Raw genomic sequence first — 17,370 nt, 5'->3', positions numbered from 1 at the left:
CCCATGGCATCGATCGGTATCAAGGACGTATCCAAGATCTACAATGGCGGCGTCACCGCGGTCAGCTCCGTCTCGATCGACATCGCCGACGGCGAGTTCATCGTGCTGGTCGGCCCGTCCGGCTGCGGAAAGTCGACGCTCCTGCGCATGGTCGCCGGGCTGGAGGCGATCAGCGAGGGCAGCGTGACGATCGGCGACCGCGTCGTCAACGAGGTAGACCCGGCAGACCGCGACATCGCCATGGTCTTCCAGAACTACGCGCTCTACCCGCACATGTCCGTCTACGAAAACCTCGCCTACGGCCTGAAAAACCGTCGCACGCCGAAGGCCGAGATCGACGCTCGTGTGGCGGAAGCCGCCCGCATGCTGGAGCTCCAGCCCTATCTGGAGCGCAAGCCCCGCGCGCTTTCCGGCGGCCAGCGCCAGCGCGTCGCCATGGGCCGCGCTATCGTGCGCAAGCCATCGGCCTTCCTCTTTGACGAGCCGCTCTCCAACCTCGATGCCAAGCTGCGCGTCTCCATGCGCGGCGAGATCAAGCGCCTGCAACGCCGCGTCGGCACGACCTCGATCTACGTCACCCACGACCAGCTCGAAGCCATGACGCTTGCCGACCGCCTCGTCGTGCTTTCCGGCGGAAAGATCGAGCAGATCGGCCGCCCGCTCGACGTCTACCACCGCCCCGCCACCACCTTTGTCGCGAGCTTCATCGGCTCGCCTGCCATGAACCTCGTCACCGGCGAACTGCACGGCAGCAAGCTCGCCCTCGGCCCCGCCCTCATCGATCTCGGCGCAACGGTGCCGACCCAGGGCGCGGTCACCGTGGGTCTCCGCGCCGAAGACCTGCATATCCACGACGGCACGAAGGGCGACCTGCCGTTCCGCATCGACTATGTCGAGGAACTGGGCTCGCAGCGCCTCGTGCACGGCGTCGTCGGCGACCAGCCGCTCGTCGCGGCCATCCCGTCGGAAATCCCGCTGCCGGAAACCGCCTCGCTCTCCATCGCCACAGCCAAGCTGCACTTCTTCGACAGCAAGAGCGGCCAGCGCATCGACTGGGTGGGCGAGGGCGCCATCGCAGCCAGCATTCCTGCCATGGAGGTCGCCGCATCATGATCCGCGAAACCGTCGACCGGCTGGCCGCTCCCACCAGCGTGGAACGCGCCGCCATTGCCGGCCTCGAAAAATCCATCGCCGCGCACGACGCCCACATGGCCGATCTCGCCTGCATGAATGCGGTGGAGGCCGGCGGCAGCGCCGAACGCGCCGAGCCGCTGCCCTTCCCCTTCACGGTTGCCGCCTGGAACCTGGAGCGCTGCCTGTTTCCGATGGAAAGCGCCGAACATCTGGGTGCCACAGGCGCGGAGATCGTGCTCCTCTCCGAGATGGACGACGGCATGGCCCGCACCCGCCAGCGCCACACCACGGCGGAAGTCGCCGAAGAACTCGGCATGGCCTATCTCTACGGCGTCGAATTCGTCGAGCTCGGCCTCGGCTCCGATACCGAACTGGAATTCTGCAAGGACCAGTTCAACCGTCGCGGCCTGCACGGCAACAGCCTGCTCTCCACCGTGCCGCTGCACGAAGCCTTCCTGCTGCGCCTGCCGGGCGAGCGCCTGTGGTTCACAGGCGAGGTCGACCAGCCGCGGTTTGGCGAGCGCATGGCGATCGGCGCGGTGATCAACACCGAATCCGGCCCGCTCGTGCTGGCCTCCACCCATTTCGAAAGCGCCACCACGGCGGCCTATCGCGAGCGCCAGATGGTCGGCCTCATCGATGCGCTGGAGGCGGCCTTCCCCGGACGCCCCATGCTCATCGGCGGCGACCTCAACACCGGCAACCACGCCGACGGCGATTTCGAAGCGGAAGGCCTGTTCGCCCGCGCAGCCGAGCGCGGCTTCACGCGCCACGGCGGCCCGCTCGATGTGATGACGACGCGCCCGAGCCTCATCACCCGCTGGCCCGAACGCTCGATGAAGCTCGACTGGTTCCTGTCGCGCGGCCTTGCGGTGTCGGATACGCGCATCGTCTCCTCGCTCTCGCCGGCCGGCCGCCCGCTCTCCGACCACGACCTCATCACCTGCCGCATCGACGGTTTCGCCTGAGCGTCGCGCGCCCGTTGCGCTCGCCCCTCGGGCACCTTAAATGTGTCAGGCATTCCTGAGGGGACTTTTCATGGCAAAGATCAAGAACGTCGCGGTCCAGATGGACCATGTGTCGACCATCAATATCGCCGGCGATTCCACCTTCGCCATGAGCATCGAGGCGCAAAGCCGCGGCTACAAGCTCTTCCACTACACGCCGGATCGCCTGAGCCTGCGCGACGGCACGGTCTACGCCACCGTCGAGCCGATGGAGCTGCGCGACGTCAAGGGCGACCACTACACGCTCGGTACCCCGGAGCGCGTCGATCTCTCGACCATGGATGTGGTGCTGCTGCGCCAGGACCCGCCCTTCGACATGTCCTACATCACTTCGACGCACCTGCTGGAGCGCATCCACCCCAAGACGCTCGTCGTCAACGACCCGGCCTGGGTGCGCAACTCGCCGGAGAAGATTTTCGTCACCGAATTCGCCGACCTGATGCCGGCAACGCTGATCACCCGTGATCCGGCCGAAATCCGCCGCTTCCGCGACGAGATGGGCGACATGATCCTGAAGCCGCTCTACGGCAATGGCGGCGCCGGCGTCTTCCATTCGACGAAGGACGACCGCAACCTCTCGTCGCTCTTGGAAATGTTCGGCCAGATGTTCCGCGAACCCTTCATCGCCCAGCAATACCTGCCGGACGTGCGCAAGGGCGACAAGCGCATCATCCTCGTCGATGGCGAGCCCGTCGGCGCCATCAACCGTGTGCCTGCCGAACACGACGCGCGCTCCAACATGCATGCCGGCGGCCGCCCCGAGCCGACGGAGCTGACGGCGCGCGAAAAGGAGATCTGCGCCCGCATCGGCCCCGCGCTGCGCGAGCGCGGCTTCCTGCTGGTCGGCATCGACGTCATCGGCGACTACATGACCGAGATCAACGTGACCTCGCCCACCGGCATCCGCGAAGTGAAGAAATTCGGCGGCGCCGACATCGCCGCCCTGCTCTGGGACGCCATCGAAAAGAAGCGCTAATGGTGCGCGCGGGGCGTTCCGTTCGCGAACGTCCCGCCTTCGTTCCGCAAATGCAACCGCGCACAACCAGCACGCGGAAAATCTTCGCGCAAGTTCTATAATTGTTCTTGTTTCATTCCGAATTCCATGCCAGATTTCCAGCTGCAACCCAGGGGCGGTTGCGATGGCCATTTTCGGCCAGGGCGAGCGGAGTCCATCATGGTGGCGCGGGTCAGCACGATTGCGTTTCAGGGCATCGAGGGCGTGCCCGTCGATGTGCAGGTGATGGTGGCGCCCGGCAAGGTGGGCATGCAGATCGTCGGCCTGGCGGACAAGGCGGTCGCCGAAAGCCGGGAACGGGTGCAGGCCGCATTGCACGCCTCTGGCCTGTCGCTGCCGCCGAAGCGGGTGACGGTCAATCTCGCCCCCGCCGATCTTCCCAAGGAAGGCAGCCACTACGACCTCGCCATCGCGCTCGGCCTGATGGTGGCGCTCGGCGCCCTGCCGGGTGACGCGCTCGACGACTATGTCGTCATCGGCGAACTCAATCTCGATGGTACGATCGCGGCGGTCGCCGGCGCGCTGCCCGCGGCCATGGGCGCCAATGCGCTCGGCAAGGGCGTGATCTGCCCGGCAGAAAACGGCGCGGAAGCCGCCTGGGCCGGCGGCGGGCTTGATATTCTCGCGCCGCGCAGTCTCATCGCGCTGGTCAATCATTTCAAGGGCACGCAGGTCCTGTCGCGCCCCGCGCCGGCCATCCGAGCGCCTGCCGGCGATTTGCCGGATCTCGCCGATATCCGCGGCCAGGAAAGCGCCAAGCGGGCGCTGGAAGTGGCGGCTGCCGGCAACCACAATCTCCTGATGGTCGGCCCGCCCGGTTCGGGAAAGTCCATGCTCGCCGCCCGCCTTGCCGCCATCCTGCCGCCGCTCTCGCCGGCGGAGCTTCTCGAAGTCTCGATGATTCATTCCATCGCCGGCCAGCTCTCCGGTGGCCGCCTGTCGGATCGCCGACCCTTCCGCACGCCGCACCACTCCGCCACCATGGCCGCCCTCGTCGGCGGCGGCGCCCGGGCACGGCCGGGAGAGGCCTCGCTTGCCCATAATGGCGTGCTCTTTCTCGACGAATTGCCGGAATTCTCGCCGCAGGCGCTCGATGCGCTGCGCCAGCCGCTCGAAACCGGCGCATGTATCATCGCGCGCGCCAATCACCGCGTCAGCTACCCCGCCGCCGTCCAGCTCGTCGCCGCCATGAACCCCTGCCGCTGCGGCATGGCGGGAGAACCCGGCCGCCAATGCGCCCGCGGGCCGCGCTGCATGAGCGAGTACCAGGCCCGCGTCTCCGGCCCGCTGATGGACCGCATCGATATCCGTATCGACGTGCCCGCCGTCTCCGCCGCGGACCTCATCCGCCCGATGGCGGCGGAGGCGAGCGCCACCGTCGCCCGCCGCGTCGCCCGCGCCCGCGCCCTGCAGATCGATCGTTTCGCCCGTCTCGGCATGGGCGGCGTGACGAGCAATGCGCGTGCCTCGACGGCGCTCGTCGAAAAGGTCGCCGAACCCGATCCCGGCGGCCTCCAGCTTCTGCGCGACGCCGCGGAAAAGATGCGCTTCTCCGCCCGCGGCTACCACCGCATCCTCAAGGTCGCCCGCACGCTGGCCGATCTCGACGAAGCCGCAATCGTCGGCCGCATCCACCTAGCGGAAGCGATTTCCTATCGCATTGTCGGGGATCGAATGGCGGCAATGGCGTGATTGCGCGGCGGGGGCGGAATCAACGCCAGCCGTCCGCTGATACTAGGCCGGACCCTTAAAGACCGCTTCGATACGGTGCCCGTCCGGATCGATGACGAAGGCGGCATAATAGGTTGGTCCGTAATCGGGCCGAAGCCCCGGAGCGCCATTGTCGCGCCCGCCAGCCGCAAGGGCTGCCTGATGGAAAGCATCCACGGACTGCCGGTCCGGCGCGGCAAAGGCGACATGGAAGCCGGCGCCCGGTGCCACGGCGGCATCGCCATGCTCCTTGAGGGCAAGCTTGTCGCCGCCGCCGGGCGGTCCATAGCCGACGGCCTGGTCCGGTTCGCCGGGCCGGATATCCGACCAGACACGACCATAGCCGAGCGGCGCGAGCGCGGCGTCATAAAAGGCCGCCGCGCGCGCAATATCGGAAACGCCGAGGGAGAGGTGATGGATCATGCTGTCCCGTACGGGAAAGGCCCGCCGCGCGCTGGCGCAACGGGCCGCCCGATCTCAGCCGCCGAGGCCTTCGAAAAGCGCGGTCGAAAGATAACGCTCGGCGAAGGAGGGGATGATGACGACGATGGTCTTGCCGGCATTTTCCGGACGGCTGCCCACCTTGACGGCGGCGGCGAGTGCGGCACCGGACGAGATGCCGACCGGCACGCCTTCGAGCCGCGCGACGAGGCGGGCATTTTCGAAGGCCTCGTCATTGGTGATCGGAACCACTTCGTCATAGACCGAGGTGTCGAGGATCGCCGGGGCAAAACCGGCACCGATGCCCTGGATCTTGTGCGGGCCGGGATTGCCGCCGGAAAGGACCGGGCTGTCCGCCGGCTCCACCGCGATGACCTTGAAGCCGGGCTTCTTCGCTTTCAGCACCTGGCCTGCACCGGTGATCGTGCCGCCGGTGCCGATGCCGGAAACGAGGATGTCGACCGCGCCCTCCGTGTCGTTCCAGATCTCTTCGGCCGTGGTCTTGCGGTGGATTTCCGGGTTGGCCGGGTTTTCGAACTGCTGGGGAATGATGGCGTCCGGAATGCTGGCGGCCAGTTCCTCGGCTTTCGCGATCGCGCCCTTCATGCCCTTCGGCCCCTCGGTCAGCACCAGTTCGGCGCCGAGCAGCGCCAGCATCTTGCGGCGCTCGACAGACATGGTCTCCGGCATGGTGAGGATGAGGCGATAGCCCTTGGCGGCGGCGGCGAAGGCGAGCGCGATGCCGGTGTTGCCCGAGGTCGGCTCGACCAGCGTCGACTTGCCGGGCGTGATCTTGCCCTGCGCTTCCAGCGCCTCGATCATCGCGACGCCGATGCGGTCCTTGACGGAGGCGATCGGGTTGAAGAATTCGAGCTTGGCGAGAAGGTTGGCGACGACGCCCTTCTCCTTGGCGAACTTGTCGAGCCGCACGATGGGCGTATCGCCGATCGTCTCGGTGATGGAGGCGTAGATTCGGCCACGGCCGGGCTTGTGGGTGTCGGTCATCGGGGGCTCCCTCGGTTCTCGTTACCGGAGAAGATAGGAGCGAATGCCGCCGGAGACGAGTCCGGATTTCGCGACAAAAGCGTTGGAAGCGGAATATTCGGATACCGATCCGGGAAAAGCCGGATCGATAACCTCAGGCCGCGCGGGTCGCGATATAGGCGGCCGTGCCGGCGAGAATGCCCGCGGCCACCCGGTTCATCCGCTGCAACGCCTTCGGCTGCTTGAGCAGAAGCCGGGCGCGCGAGGCGAGCGCGATATAGGGCACCAGCACGATCAGCAGCACGACGAAGGTCGCGGCGAGCAGCACGCCATATTCCTCAAGGCCGATCGCTTCGAGGTCGACCAGCGTCGGCACGAGCGCCACGTAGAACAGCATGGTCTTCGGATTGCCGAGCGTCACGAACAGGCCGGACAGGAAGGACATGGTCATGCTGGTCGAGCGCCGCGCCTCGATATTCTGCGGCAGGAGGCCGGTCGTCCAGAGCTTCCAGGCGATGTAGCCGAGATAGAGGGCGCCGGCGATCTTGATCAGCATGAAGGTCGTGGTGAAGGTCTGCGCGATGAAGGCGAGGCCGAGGATGACCGCGGTGAGATAGATCATGTCGCCGAGGATGAGGCCGAGCCCCATGAAGAAGGTCGGCCGGAAGCCGGAGCCGAGCGCGCGGGCGACGATCGCCGTGATCCCGGGGCCGGGAATGATGGCGGCGATGAACAGCGCACCGCAATAGGCGATCAGCACGGCAATGGTCATGGCAGGCTCCTTGGGCTGACGCTCTTTTAGCGCCGCCGATATCCTGCGGCAATGGTTTTGCGGCGGGCGCCTTGCCGCAAGCGCGGCTGCGGGATAGTCCTTCGTCAGATCGTCCAAGGAGAGCATGCCATGCCAGACCTGACCGGCCTTGCCGCCTTCGCCCTCATCGCGCTCGGCATGGTGCTCACCCCCGGGCCGAACATGATCTATCTCGTCTCTCGATCGATCTGCCAGGGGCCGGCCGCCGGCCTCGTGTCGCTCTGCGGCGTAGCGCTCGGCTTCGTCTTCTACATGCTGTCGGCGGCGCTCGGCATCACCGCACTCTTGATGGCGGTGCCCTATGCCTATGATGCGCTGCGGCTTGCCGGTGTGCTCTACCTTGCCTGGCTCGCCTGGCAGGCGCTGCGTCCCGGCGGCCGCTCCGCCTTCGAGGTCAAGGCCCTGCCGCGCGACGGCAACCGGAAACTCTTCCTGATGGGGTTCCTGACGAGCCTGCTGAACCCGAAGATCGCGGTGCTCTACCTCTCCCTGCTGCCGCAGTTCATCGATCCGGCAAAAGGCAGCGTCTTCCTGCAATCGCTCGTGCTCGGCGGCACGCAGATTGCCATCAGTGTCAGCGTCAACGCGCTGATCGCCGTTTCGGCCGGCTCGATTGCCGCGCTCCTTGCCGCCCGCCCGCGCTGGCTTTTGATACAGCGCTGGCTGATGGGGACGGTGCTGGCCGGGCTCGCGCTGCGCATGGCGATGGAAGCCCGCCGCTGATCAGAACTCCGCCATCGGCGACAATGCGAAGGGCTCATCCGGCCGCAGATTGGGCGCGGCGCGCAGCATGAGCACCATATCGCCCTCATCCGCAACGGCCTCGCCGTCCCATCCCAGATGATCGGGCGCGAAGTGCACTGTGACCCGAGAGGGTGCGACCCGCAGGCTTGCCAGAACATCGGCAAGTGCGGGAATGCCAGCGCCGACGATATCCAGCAGTTCATAGCCACCGTCCTCGCCCGCCTGCCAGGCAATGACGGCATCGTGCTCTTCCATCAGGTCGAGCCGCAGATCCGGCATCAGCGATGCGTTGAAGAGGAACATTTCCCGCTGCCGCAGTGGCGCGAACCGGTCGGAAACCGGCCGGCGGCCATCCAGTAGCCGGCTAAGCAAGGCAATGTCGGCTTCGCTCCCGATGTCGAGCCGCCGAACCGGGCTGACGCGCCCACCCACGGGTGCAGTGCCGACAAAGCGATGCTGCTCCAGTGTGCGGAAACCAAGACGCGCGTAGAGGTCCGGCTTGTCGGTCAACAGCGCAACGGCTTCGAACCCTTCCGCATCGCAATGCGCAAGCGCCGCCTCCATCACATCGCGAAAAAGCCCCTGGCCACGATGGCTCGGCTGCACGGCGCCGGATTGCAGGCCGGCGGCGCGTACGAAGGTGCTGTTCATGACGAGCGGCAGCGAGAAGACGCTGATGTTGGCGATGCAGGTGCCTGCGGCGTCGAACCACGCGAAGGGCACGCTGGTCGGGTCCGGCCCGCCCAGCCGGTCGAGCGCGGTGATATCGATGCCGAACGTCTCTTCCAGCAGGTCGGCAAGCGCGCGCCAGACGGCGGTGTCGCCAAGATAGTCGGAGCGGAAGACCAGCCCCGGCCAGTCGGCAGGCATGGTTCTAGCGCACGCCCGTGGAGCCGAAGCCGCCGGCGCCGCGGGTGGTTTCGCTGGCCTCGGTCGTCTCGCGGACCGCGACCTGGGTCACTGGCGCGATCACCATCTGCGCGATGCGCATGCCGCGCTCGATGACGAAAGGTTCCTCGCCAAGATTGGCAAGCAGCACCTTCACCTCGCCGCGATAATCGCTGTCCACGGTGCCGGGCGTGTTGAGGCAGGTGATGCCGTGCTTGAAGGCGAGACCCGAGCGCGGCCGGATCTGGCCCTCGTAGCCGTGCGGGATTTCGAAGATAAAACCGGTCGGCACGAGTGCGCGTTTTCCCGGTGCCAGCGTCAGCGGCGCATCCACGGCGACACCCGCGCGCAGGTCCATGCCGGCGGCACCCGACGTCTCGTAGGCGGGAAGCTCGATGCCCTCGCCATGCGGCAGACGGACGAGCGAAAGGGTGGGCTGGGTGGGGGCGTGCGCGTTCATGCGCCCATAAGCGGGCGACGGCACAATCCCGTCAATTGCATCTTCCGGGCGGAGCCTGTAAAGACCGCGGCAACTCACAGGATATTGCAGAAAATGGCCGAAACCCTTGCCGAGGCGGTCTCCCGCCGCCGCACCTTCGCGATCATCGCGCACCCGGACGCCGGTAAAACCACCCTCACCGAAAAGCTGCTTCTGTTCGGCGGCGCCATCCAGCTCGCCGGCGAAGTGAAGGCGAAGAAGGACCGTATCCAGACCCGCTCGGACTGGATGAAGATCGAGCGCGAACGCGGCATCTCGGTCGTGACCTCGGTGATGACCTTCGAATATGACGGCAACGTCTTCAACATTCTCGACACCCCCGGCCACGAAGACTTCGCCGACGACACCTACCGCACGCTGACGGCGGTGGATGCGGCCGTCATGGTCATCGACGCCGCCAAGGGCATCGAGCCGCGCACGCTGAAACTGTTTGAAGTCTGCCGCCTGCGCGACATCCCGATCATCACCTTCGTCAACAAGATGGACCGCGAGAGCCGCGACCCGTTCGAGATTTTGGACGAGGTGGAAGAGAAGCTGGCGCTCGATACGGCGCCGATCACCTGGCCTGTCGGCCGTTCCAAGTCGTTCTGCGGCTCCTATCATCTCGCCGACCGCACCTTCCGCGGCTCGGATACGCAGGTGCAGCCGACGAAGATCGACGATGCGACGGTGGTGGCGAAAAACCTGCCGGAAAACGAACGCACCGCATTCATCGAGGAGCTTGAGCTTGCCCGCGAGGCCTGCCGGCCGTTCGATCGTGAAGCTTTCCTCGAAGGTCACCTGACGCCGGTCTTCTTCGGTTCGGCGCTGCGCAATTTCGGCGTGCGCGATCTCATCAACGCGCTCGGCGCCGTCGCACCGCCGCCGCGCGACCAGGTGGCGGATGTGCGCAAGGTCCATGCGTCCGAGGACAAGATGACGGCCTTCGTCTTCAAGATCCAGGCGAACATGGACCCGAACCACCGCGACCGCATTGCCTTTGCCCGCGTCTGCTCCGGCATGCTGGAGCGCGGCATGAAGGTGCGGCTTGCCCGCACCGGCAAGCAGATCGGCCTTTCCGCGCCGCAGTTCTTCTTCGCCTCGCAGCGCCAGCTCGCCGATACGGCCTATGCCGGCGACGTGGTGGGCATTCCGAACCACGGCACGCTGCGCATCGGCGATACGCTGACGGAAGGCGAGGCGCTGGTCTTCGAAGGCGTGCCGAACTTCGCGCCCGAAATCCTCCGCCGCGTGCGGCTGGAAGACGCCATGAAGGCGAAGAAGCTGAAGGAAGCGCTCCAGCAGATGGCGGAAGAGGGCGTCGTGCAGCTCTTCTCGCCGGAAGATGGTTCGCCTGCCATCGTCGGCGTCGTCGGCGCGCTGCAGCTCGACGTGCTGAAGGAGCGGCTCCAGGGGGAATATGGCCTGCCGGTCTCCTTCGAAATGTCGCGCTTCTCCGTCTGCCGTTGGATTTCGTCGGACAGCGCGGCCGAACTTGAAAAGTTCGTCACCCAGCGCCGCGGCGATATTGCCCGCGACCTCGATGGCGATCCGGTGTTCCTGGCGCAGGATTCCTTCTCGCTGCGCTACGAATCGGAGCGCTATCCGGCGATCAAAATGGTCGCCATCAAGGAGTACCACGTCACCAAGGCGTGATCGGATTGCGCACCTGTCACTTTCGGCGTGACAGGTGCCGCATCATTTGCGAAAACCGCCCCCGAGACGGGGGCGTCCGCGCAAGCGGGCTGAGAAGCACCCTTTGAACCTGAACCGGATCATGCCGGCGGAGGGAGTCGAACGGGTGCCGGCTTGCTGCCGCCCGTTGGCCGCCTCCGTCGCAGGGAGGCGAGATGGCCGACACGATTGCAAACATTCTCTCGATCGCAGGGTCCGACCCTTCAGGCGGCGCCGGTATTCAGGCCGACCTCAAGACCTTTGCGGCCCGTGGCACCTACGGCATGGCCGTGCTGACGGCGCTGACGGCGCAGAACACGCAAGGCGTCTCCGGCGTGCATCTCGTGCCGCCGGCCTTCGTCGCGGCGCAGATCGCGGAAGTCTTTAGCGATGTGCGCGTCGATGCCGTGAAGATCGGCATGATCGCCTCGGCGGAGATCTCCGAAGCCGTTGCTAACAGCCTGTCGTCGCGGCGCGGCCTGCCGATCGTGCTCGATCCGGTGATGGTCGCGAAGGGTGGCGCGCCGCTTCTGGCGCGGGAGGCGGTCGAGGCACTGACGCGCCGGCTATTGCCGCGCGCCACCGTGCTGACACCGAACCTGCCGGAGGCGGCCGCCCTCCTGGGCGAAGCCGAAGCCATCGACCGGGCGGGCATGGAGGACCAGGCACGGCGGCTCCTCGCGCTCGGCCCGAAGGCGGTGCTGCTCAAGGGCGGGCACCTGCCGGGGACCGAGAGCCCGGATGTGCTGGCGACGCCGGACCGGCTGCACTGGTTCGAAGGCGTGCGCGTGCTGACGCGCAACACCCATGGCACCGGCTGCTCGCTGTCCAGCGCGATTGCCGCGGAGCTCGGCAAGGGGCGCACGCTTGCCGATGCCGCTGCGGCGGCGAAGAGTTTCATCGCCGGCGCGGTGCGCACGTCCGATGCGCTGTCCGTCGGCTCCGGCCACGGGCCGCTCCACCATTTTCACGCGCTTTGGGACTAGCGGTCGGTCAGCGCAAGTCGCAAGCCCATCAGGCCGAGCGCGGCAGCGAAGCTGCGCTGCGTCCACACCATGATCCTTGGCCGGCTCAGCACCTGCTGGCGCAGGCCCGCGGCGAGCGCGCCGTAGACCGCGAAGACGAGGAAGGTCAGCAGCATGAAGATGCCGCCGAGATAGAGCATCTGCGCCGTGGCGTCAGGCGCCTCCGCCGGCACGAATTGCGGCAGGAAGGCGAGGAAGAACAGCGAGAGTTTCGGGTTGAAGATATTGGTGAGGATGCCCTTGCGCACGATGCGCAGTGCCTTTTCGGCGGGCGCCTGGTCCGGCCCGAGATCCAGCGCATTGCTGTCCTTCAGCATGCTCCAGGCGATGAAGAGCAGGTAGGCGACGCCGACATAACGCAGCACCTCGAAGGCGAGCGCGCTCGCATGCAGCACCGCGGCCAGGCCGACGACGGAGGCGACGATATGCGGAATGATGCCGAGCGTGCAGCCGAAGGCGGCAAGCAGGCCGGCGCGAAAGCCACCGCTAATGCCGAGCGCCAGCGTGTAGATCACGCCGGTGCCCGGCAGGAGGATGACGACGAGCGAGGTGATGAGGAATTCTGTGGTCATGTCCGGGTTCCATGCGGCGGGGAGGCGGCAGGGAACACCGGAAGGTAGGCCGTGGTCTTGAACGAAATTGCAGTCAGCCGCGGGCAGTGAGATAGGCGCCCGGCGTATAACCGTAACGGCGCGTGAAATTGCGCGTCATATGGCTCTGGTCGGCAAAACCCGCGTCGATGGCGGCCTCGGCAAGCGAGGTGCCCGTCGCAATCAGCCGCCGCGCGCGTTCCGTCCGGCGCTGGAGCAGATAGGCATGTGGCGTCAGGCCCGTGCTGCGGGCGAAATCGCGCACCAACCTGAAGCGGCCGAGCCCGCAATCCGCCGCGAGGTCGTCCAGTGTGACGCTGGCTGCAGGGTCCTCGTCAAGCCGGTTGCGGGCTTGCGCAATGGCCGCTGAAGCGATGGGTTCCCGCCGCGGCACCCGCTCCTGCAAGGCGGCGGCGAGCAACAGGAGGAGGCGTTCGTCCCGGGCGAGGGCAGCGGCACGCTTGTCGAGCAGGGAGGCGAGCAGCGCCGAAACGAGCCCGGCAATGCGGCCATCCTCCAGCACCGGCGCGTAAAATTCCTCGCGCGGCCGGCCCTCGAAAATATGCTCCGCCGCAGCTGCAACGATCGCCGGCTGCATGTAGAGCATGCGCCAGGCGCGCGGGGCATCGCCCAGCGGCGCGCCGTCATGCACCTCGCCGGGGTTGACGGTGATGGTGTTGCCGGCTTCGGCCTCGACCATGCCGCGCCCGCTTGCCGATTTCTGCGCACCGCGCTCGACAACGCCGATGCCGTAGGTCTCATGGGTGTGGCGCGCGAAACTCAGGCGACTGTCGGCGATGACGGCCTCGATGCCGTCGATGCCCGTCCTGAAGATCTGGAAGCGCTCTTCTGCCATGGTCAATCCCGCAGCACGCCGGGAAGGGCGGCCGTCTCGCCGAACCAGTCGGTGGCGGAGGTGCACCAGATCTGGCGCACCGGTTTCAGGCCGGCGCGTTGGTTGATGCTGCCCCAGCGGATGCCCCAGGTCTCGGCCGCTTCGCCCGTTCCAGTCGAAAAGAGTGGCGTTCCGCATTCCGGGCAGAAATAGAGCAGGCGCTTGCGGCCGCTTTCCGCGCTCTTGGTGTAGAGTTTCGGCGGGTTTGCGGTAAGGCGCAGGGCATCGCGCGGCACGCTGGCGGTGACGCGATAGGGCGAGCCGGTCAGCCTCTGGCAATCCGTGCAATGACAGATCGCCACCTTGTCCGGATCGATCTCGGCCTCATAGGTCACGAAGCCGCAATGGCACTGCCCGTCGATTTTCATGCTGCATCCTTCTCTCACCGGAAAGGATAGGCCGCGATGCCGCACCGTCAACCGCAGGGGCATCCTGTTCCGCAAGAAACTGCCAACCTCGCGCCCTGTCATCAGAATGACACGCATGGTTTCGGCCCGTTTACATTCGTTAACGCATTTTTACCCATTTGCGTTGAAAATCAGGGCAGTGCCATGGTTAATGCGTCTGGTCAAACGCCGGTTCGTCGCCGGTCTTCGAAAGCGAGAATAGCCTCATGTGCCGTTGGGCAGCCTATCGCGGAGAACCGCTTTACCTCGAGGAACTGGTGTCCTCGCCCGCCCACTCGCTGATCGAACAATCCCACTGCGCCACCCGCGCCAAGACGGCGACCAATGGCGACGGCTTCGGCATCGCCTGGTATGGCGAACGCCCGGAGCCCGGCCGCTACCGCGATATCCTGCCCGCCTGGTCCGATTGCAACCTGCGCAGCATCGCCCGCCAGGTGCGCTCGCCGCTGTTCCTCGCCCATGTGCGCGCTGCCACCGGCGGCGGCACGCGGCGCGACAATTGCCATCCCTTCGTCAACGGCATCTGGTCCTTCATGCACAATGGCCAGATCGCAGACTTCGAGCACCTGCGCCGGCCGCTCGAAACCATGCTCGACAACGATCTCTACAATGCCCGCACCGGCTCGACGGATTCGGAGCTGCTCTTCCTGCTCGCCCTGCAATTCGGCCTGGCGCGCGACCCGCTCGGTGCCATGGCCGAGACGATCGCCTTCGTCGAGCGGCTGGCGGCGCATCTGGAGCGCCGCGTGCTCGTGCGCTTCACCGCAGCCTTCACCGATGGCGACCAGCTCTACGCCGTGCGCTACGCGACCGACTACGCAGCGCCCACGCTCTACGCCGCCCCCATGGGTGCGACGGGCGGCTATTGCCTTGTCTCCGAGCCGCTGAACGACGATACGGAAGCCTGGGTGGAAATCCCGGACGGCAGCGCCGTGGTGCTGGGCGAAAACGGCGTCGACGTGCGCATCTTCTCGCCCGCCGGTCGTCCGGCAAGCGGCATGGACACCAAGCTCGCCCTCGTCAGGTAAGCTTTTCGGCAATCCAGTCGGCCAGGCGGCCGGCGACCTCTTCCTTGGAAAGCTCCGGCCATTCCTCGATGCCGGCGGCGGTGATCAGCTTCACACTGTTGCGCGTGCCGCCCATGATGCCGGTTTCCGGCGAAACGTCATTGGCGACGATGAGGTCGGCGCCCTTCTTCTGAAGTTTCACCCGGCCGTTGCTCTCGACGTCCTGCGTCTCCGCGGCAAAGCCGACGACGACTTTCGGCCGTTTCGCGTGATGGCCGACGGTCTTCAGGATATCCGGGTTTTCCGTCAGCATCAGCGGCGGCGGGCCTTCGCCCGGCTGCTTCTTGATTTTTTCCGCATTCGGCGTTGCCACCCGCCAGTCGGCAACGGCCGCGACCATCACTGCGATATCCGCCGGCAGCGCGGCCAGCACCGCCTGCAACATGTCGTCCGCCCGCTCGACCTCGACCACGGTCACACCTGACGGGTCGGGCAATGTGACGGGGCCGGAGACGAGCGTCACCTTCGCGCCCAGCCGGGCGAGCGCTGCGGCAATGGCATGACCCTGCCGGCCGGAGGAGCGGTTGGCGATGTAGCGCACCGGGTCGATCGGCTCATGGGTCGGGCCGGAGGTGACGATGGCGGTGCGGCCGGCGAGCGGCTTCTTCCCGCCGTCGAGCAGGGCTTCCAAGGCAGCGACGATTTCCAGCGGCTCCGCCATGCGGCCGAAACCGGCCTCGCCGCCCTCCGCCATCTCACCGGCATTGGGGCCGATGAAGGACAGACCGTCCTTGCGCAGCGTCTCGACATTGCGTCGCGTCGCCGGATGTGCCCACATCTTCGGGTTCATGGCGGGCGCCAGCAGCACCGGGCGATCGGTGGCGAGCAGCACGGTGGAGGCAAGGTCGTCGGCAAGCCCGTTCGCCATCTTGGCCATCAGGTTGGCCGTGGCGGGGGCGATCACGATGAGGTCGCAATCGCGCGCCAGCCGGATGTGCCCGACATCCTGCTCGTCCTCGCGCGAAAAGAGATCCGTATAGACATGGCCCGCCGAAAGCGCGCCGACGGCGAGCGGCGTCACGAATTCGCACGCGCCTGCGGTCATGACCGGGCGCACCTTCGCGCCGCGTTCCCGCAGGCGGCGGATCAGGTCGAGGCTCTTGTAGGCGGCGATGCCGCCGGAGATGACGAGGAGGATGCGTTTTCCTGCAAGCGGCATGGCGGGTCCCGGGCTTTTAAAGCGCACGACCATCCCGGCGAGGACGGTCATCCCGTCCTACCCCGTTGCAGCGGCATTTCCAAGTCTGCCCCGGCGGCGGATCCCCCCGGATACCGCCTCACCACGTCACAAGACGCGGCTTACCGCGCCAAGAGGCGCGGCTTAATGGCAGACCTTCACCTTCTTGATGACGAGGTTGCCGTAGTAGTCGTACTTCTTGATTTTCTTCCAGAAGCACTTCGGCTTGTGGCCGTAATAGTGCGTCACGGGTTCGACGAGGCTTGTCGACCGCAGGCCTGCTGCATCCGGCATGATGCCGGCGAGCGACGGTGCGGCGAAAGCGCCGAAGGAAAAGACTGCGATGGCTGCGGATAGAATGATATTGCGCATGGGACGTTCCCCTCTGGCCCTTGGAGAATTCGGTCTGCTCTGCACTGCGCCGCTTATTCCGGCTTTTCTAAATTACCACCTTACCTGCAGGAGGTGAACTGCCTGCAACGGGCCAAGACGGGGTGGTTTTCCGGTTTTCAGGCGCCTTCGTCGGGAATGTTCAGCACATGGCCGCAGGCCTTGCAGTGCACGGCATCCGCCTCATGGCGCGAGAGACCGCATTCGGGGCAGGGAAAGGTCACTTTGAACGGCCGGAAGATCGCCTGCGCGAGCCGCACGAAGAGCGAAATGCCGATGATCATCGTGACAATGGAGGTGAGCTTGCCGAGCGTGCCCGGCAGCACGATATCGCCGAAACCGGTCGTCGTGACGGTCGCCACCGAGAAATAGAGCGCATCGATGAAACCCTCGAAGCCATCCGCGCCATAGAAGAAGTTGCTGTAGACGAAGCCGGTGACGAGGAAGAGGAAGACGAGGAAATTCACGCAGGCCTGGATGATGTCTTCCAGGTCGCCATAGCCGAAACGGCGGAGCAGCAGCGTGACGAGCTTGCTCTGGCTGATCGCCCAGATGCGCAGCACGCGCAGGAAGGCGAAATTGTGCAGCTGGCCGGGAAAGAGCAACGTGCCGAGCACGATGATGTCCACCCAGGTCATCGGGCGCATCGCAAAATAGCGCAGGTTCGGCGCGATCAGCGCCCGCGCGGCGAGTTCGAAGGCGATGACCAGGGCAATGGCATAGTCGACGATGATATAGGCTGGCCCGGTGCGCAGATAGGGACCCGCGATGAAGAAGCAGAGGATCGCGATATCGATCAGCAGCATCGCGACCTGGAAGCGGATCGCCTCCCGGTCCCGCCCGAAATAGAGCCCGCGCAACTGCCGGCGCGCCCGTTCGAGAAAGGGTTGCGGTGGGGTTACGCTCAGCGGTTCATCGGCCATGATCGAAAGA

The 17,370-nt window shown here is 66.1% G+C and carries 19 protein-coding genes and 1 riboswitch; of the genes, 8 read left to right on the top strand and 11 right to left on the bottom strand.

What is annotated here, in order from left to right; genetic code table 11:
• The first annotated feature begins 3 nt into the window (after nt 1-3).
• The 4 genes from GB927_RS15835 (at nt 4) to GB927_RS15820 (ending at nt 4,848) form a co-directional block, all read left to right on the top strand.
• Nucleotides 4-1,113, top strand: coding sequence for a sn-glycerol-3-phosphate import ATP-binding protein UgpC (locus GB927_RS15835; protein WP_256118133.1), 1,110 nt, complete (start codon nt 4-6; stop codon nt 1,111-1,113).
• Nucleotides 1,110-2,102 carry an endonuclease/exonuclease/phosphatase family protein gene (locus GB927_RS15830; protein WP_256118132.1) on the top strand — a complete coding sequence of 331 codons (993 nt, stop codon included), beginning with the start codon at nt 1,110-1,112 and terminating at the stop codon, nt 2,100-2,102. The genes GB927_RS15835 and GB927_RS15830 overlap by 4 nt, the downstream gene beginning before the upstream one ends.
• Nucleotides 2,103-2,172: 70 nt before the next feature.
• Nucleotides 2,173-3,117: a glutathione synthase gene (gene gshB, locus GB927_RS15825; RefSeq protein WP_256118131.1), complete on the top strand. Its 945-nt coding sequence runs from the start codon at nt 2,173-2,175 to the stop codon at nt 3,115-3,117.
• Nucleotides 3,118-3,315: 198 nt separating this feature from the next.
• Nucleotides 3,316-4,848, top strand: a complete 1,533-nt coding sequence (locus GB927_RS15820; RefSeq protein ID WP_256118129.1) for a YifB family Mg chelatase-like AAA ATPase — start codon at nt 3,316-3,318, stop codon at nt 4,846-4,848.
• A gap of 42 nt (nt 4,849-4,890) precedes the next feature.
• Here the strand turns inward: GB927_RS15820 and GB927_RS15815 are convergent, their stop codons facing one another.
• From GB927_RS15815 to GB927_RS15805, 3 genes are all read right to left on the bottom strand, one after another.
• The gene (locus tag GB927_RS15815; protein WP_256118128.1) at nt 4,891-5,289 is read right to left on the bottom strand and encodes a VOC family protein; all 399 of its coding nucleotides are present in this window, start codon (nt 5,287-5,289) and stop codon (nt 4,891-4,893) included.
• Between the two features lie 54 nt (nt 5,290-5,343).
• Nucleotides 5,344-6,312 (bottom strand): cysteine synthase A, encoded by a 969-nt coding sequence (gene cysK, locus GB927_RS15810; RefSeq protein WP_256118127.1) that lies wholly within the window; start codon nt 6,310-6,312, stop codon nt 5,344-5,346.
• Between the two features lie 133 nt (nt 6,313-6,445).
• Entirely contained in the window at nt 6,446-7,063 is a 618-nt protein-coding gene (locus GB927_RS15805; protein WP_256118126.1) for a LysE family translocator, read from the bottom strand.
• 129 nt (nt 7,064-7,192) lie between these two features.
• Here GB927_RS15805 and GB927_RS15800 point away from each other — a divergent pair, with 129 nt between their 5' ends.
• On the top strand, nt 7,193-7,825 hold the full coding sequence (locus GB927_RS15800; RefSeq protein WP_256118125.1) for a LysE family translocator: 633 nt from the start codon (nt 7,193-7,195) through the stop codon (nt 7,823-7,825).
• On the opposite strand, the gene GB927_RS15795 is transcribed toward GB927_RS15800, so the two are convergent.
• Both GB927_RS15795 and dut read right to left on the bottom strand, forming a co-directional pair.
• Entirely contained in the window at nt 7,826-8,716 is an 891-nt protein-coding gene (locus GB927_RS15795) for a GNAT family N-acetyltransferase (RefSeq protein ID WP_256118124.1), read from the bottom strand.
• Nucleotides 8,717-8,720: 4 nt separating this feature from the next.
• Complete coding sequence (dut, locus tag GB927_RS15790; protein ID WP_256118123.1) at nt 8,721-9,194, bottom strand: dUTP diphosphatase; 474 nt, start codon at nt 9,192-9,194, stop codon at nt 8,721-8,723.
• A gap of 93 nt (nt 9,195-9,287) precedes the next feature.
• Here dut and GB927_RS15785 point away from each other — a divergent pair, with 93 nt between their 5' ends.
• Together GB927_RS15785 and thiD are read left to right on the top strand one after the other, a co-directional pair.
• Nucleotides 9,288-10,868, top strand: a complete 1,581-nt coding sequence (locus tag GB927_RS15785; RefSeq protein ID WP_256118122.1) for a peptide chain release factor 3 — start codon at nt 9,288-9,290, stop codon at nt 10,866-10,868.
• A gap of 58 nt (nt 10,869-10,926) precedes the next feature.
• Nucleotides 10,927-11,021, top strand: a riboswitch (TPP riboswitch).
• Between the two features lie 41 nt (nt 11,022-11,062).
• Nucleotides 11,063-11,872, top strand: a complete 810-nt coding sequence (thiD, locus tag GB927_RS15780) for a bifunctional hydroxymethylpyrimidine kinase/phosphomethylpyrimidine kinase (protein ID WP_256118121.1) — start codon at nt 11,063-11,065, stop codon at nt 11,870-11,872.
• On the opposite strand, the gene GB927_RS15775 is transcribed toward thiD, so the two are convergent.
• The 3 genes from GB927_RS15775 to GB927_RS15765 form a co-directional block, all read right to left on the bottom strand.
• Nucleotides 11,869-12,483 carry a LysE family translocator gene (locus GB927_RS15775; RefSeq protein WP_256118120.1) on the bottom strand — a complete coding sequence of 205 codons (615 nt, stop codon included), beginning with the start codon at nt 12,481-12,483 and terminating at the stop codon, nt 11,869-11,871. The two genes, thiD and GB927_RS15775, sit on opposite strands and share 4 nt — an antisense overlap.
• Nucleotides 12,484-12,556: 73 nt before the next feature.
• Nucleotides 12,557-13,357: an AraC family transcriptional regulator gene (locus GB927_RS15770; protein WP_256118119.1), complete on the bottom strand. Its 801-nt coding sequence runs from the start codon at nt 13,355-13,357 to the stop codon at nt 12,557-12,559.
• 2 nt (nt 13,358-13,359) lie between these two features.
• Entirely contained in the window at nt 13,360-13,764 is a 405-nt protein-coding gene (locus GB927_RS15765) for a GFA family protein (RefSeq protein ID WP_256118118.1), read from the bottom strand.
• Between the two features lie 245 nt (nt 13,765-14,009).
• On the opposite strand from GB927_RS15765, the gene GB927_RS15760 reads away from it, so the two are divergent.
• The gene (locus GB927_RS15760) at nt 14,010-14,831 is read left to right on the top strand and encodes a class II glutamine amidotransferase (RefSeq protein WP_256118117.1); all 822 of its coding nucleotides are present in this window, start codon (nt 14,010-14,012) and stop codon (nt 14,829-14,831) included.
• Here the strand turns inward: GB927_RS15760 and coaBC are convergent.
• The 3 genes from coaBC to GB927_RS15745 form a co-directional block, all read right to left on the bottom strand.
• On the bottom strand, nt 14,824-16,029 hold the full coding sequence (gene coaBC / locus GB927_RS15755) for a bifunctional phosphopantothenoylcysteine decarboxylase/phosphopantothenate--cysteine ligase CoaBC (protein ID WP_256118359.1): 1,206 nt from the start codon (nt 16,027-16,029) through the stop codon (nt 14,824-14,826). The genes GB927_RS15760 and coaBC overlap by 8 nt on opposite strands.
• 162 nt (nt 16,030-16,191) lie before the next feature.
• Nucleotides 16,192-16,419 (bottom strand): hypothetical protein, encoded by a 228-nt coding sequence (locus GB927_RS15750; protein ID WP_256118116.1) that lies wholly within the window; start codon nt 16,417-16,419, stop codon nt 16,192-16,194.
• Nucleotides 16,420-16,556: 137 nt separating this feature from the next.
• On the bottom strand, nt 16,557-17,360 hold the full coding sequence (locus tag GB927_RS15745) for a potassium channel family protein (RefSeq protein WP_256118115.1): 804 nt from the start codon (nt 17,358-17,360) through the stop codon (nt 16,557-16,559).
• Nucleotides 17,361-17,370: the final 10 nt, after the last annotated feature.

This window comes from Shinella lacus, from assembly GCF_010994755.1.
GTDB classification, from domain to species: Bacteria; Pseudomonadota; Alphaproteobacteria; order Rhizobiales; family Rhizobiaceae; genus Shinella; species Shinella lacus.
This window is presented reverse-complemented; position numbering and strand designations above follow the sequence as displayed.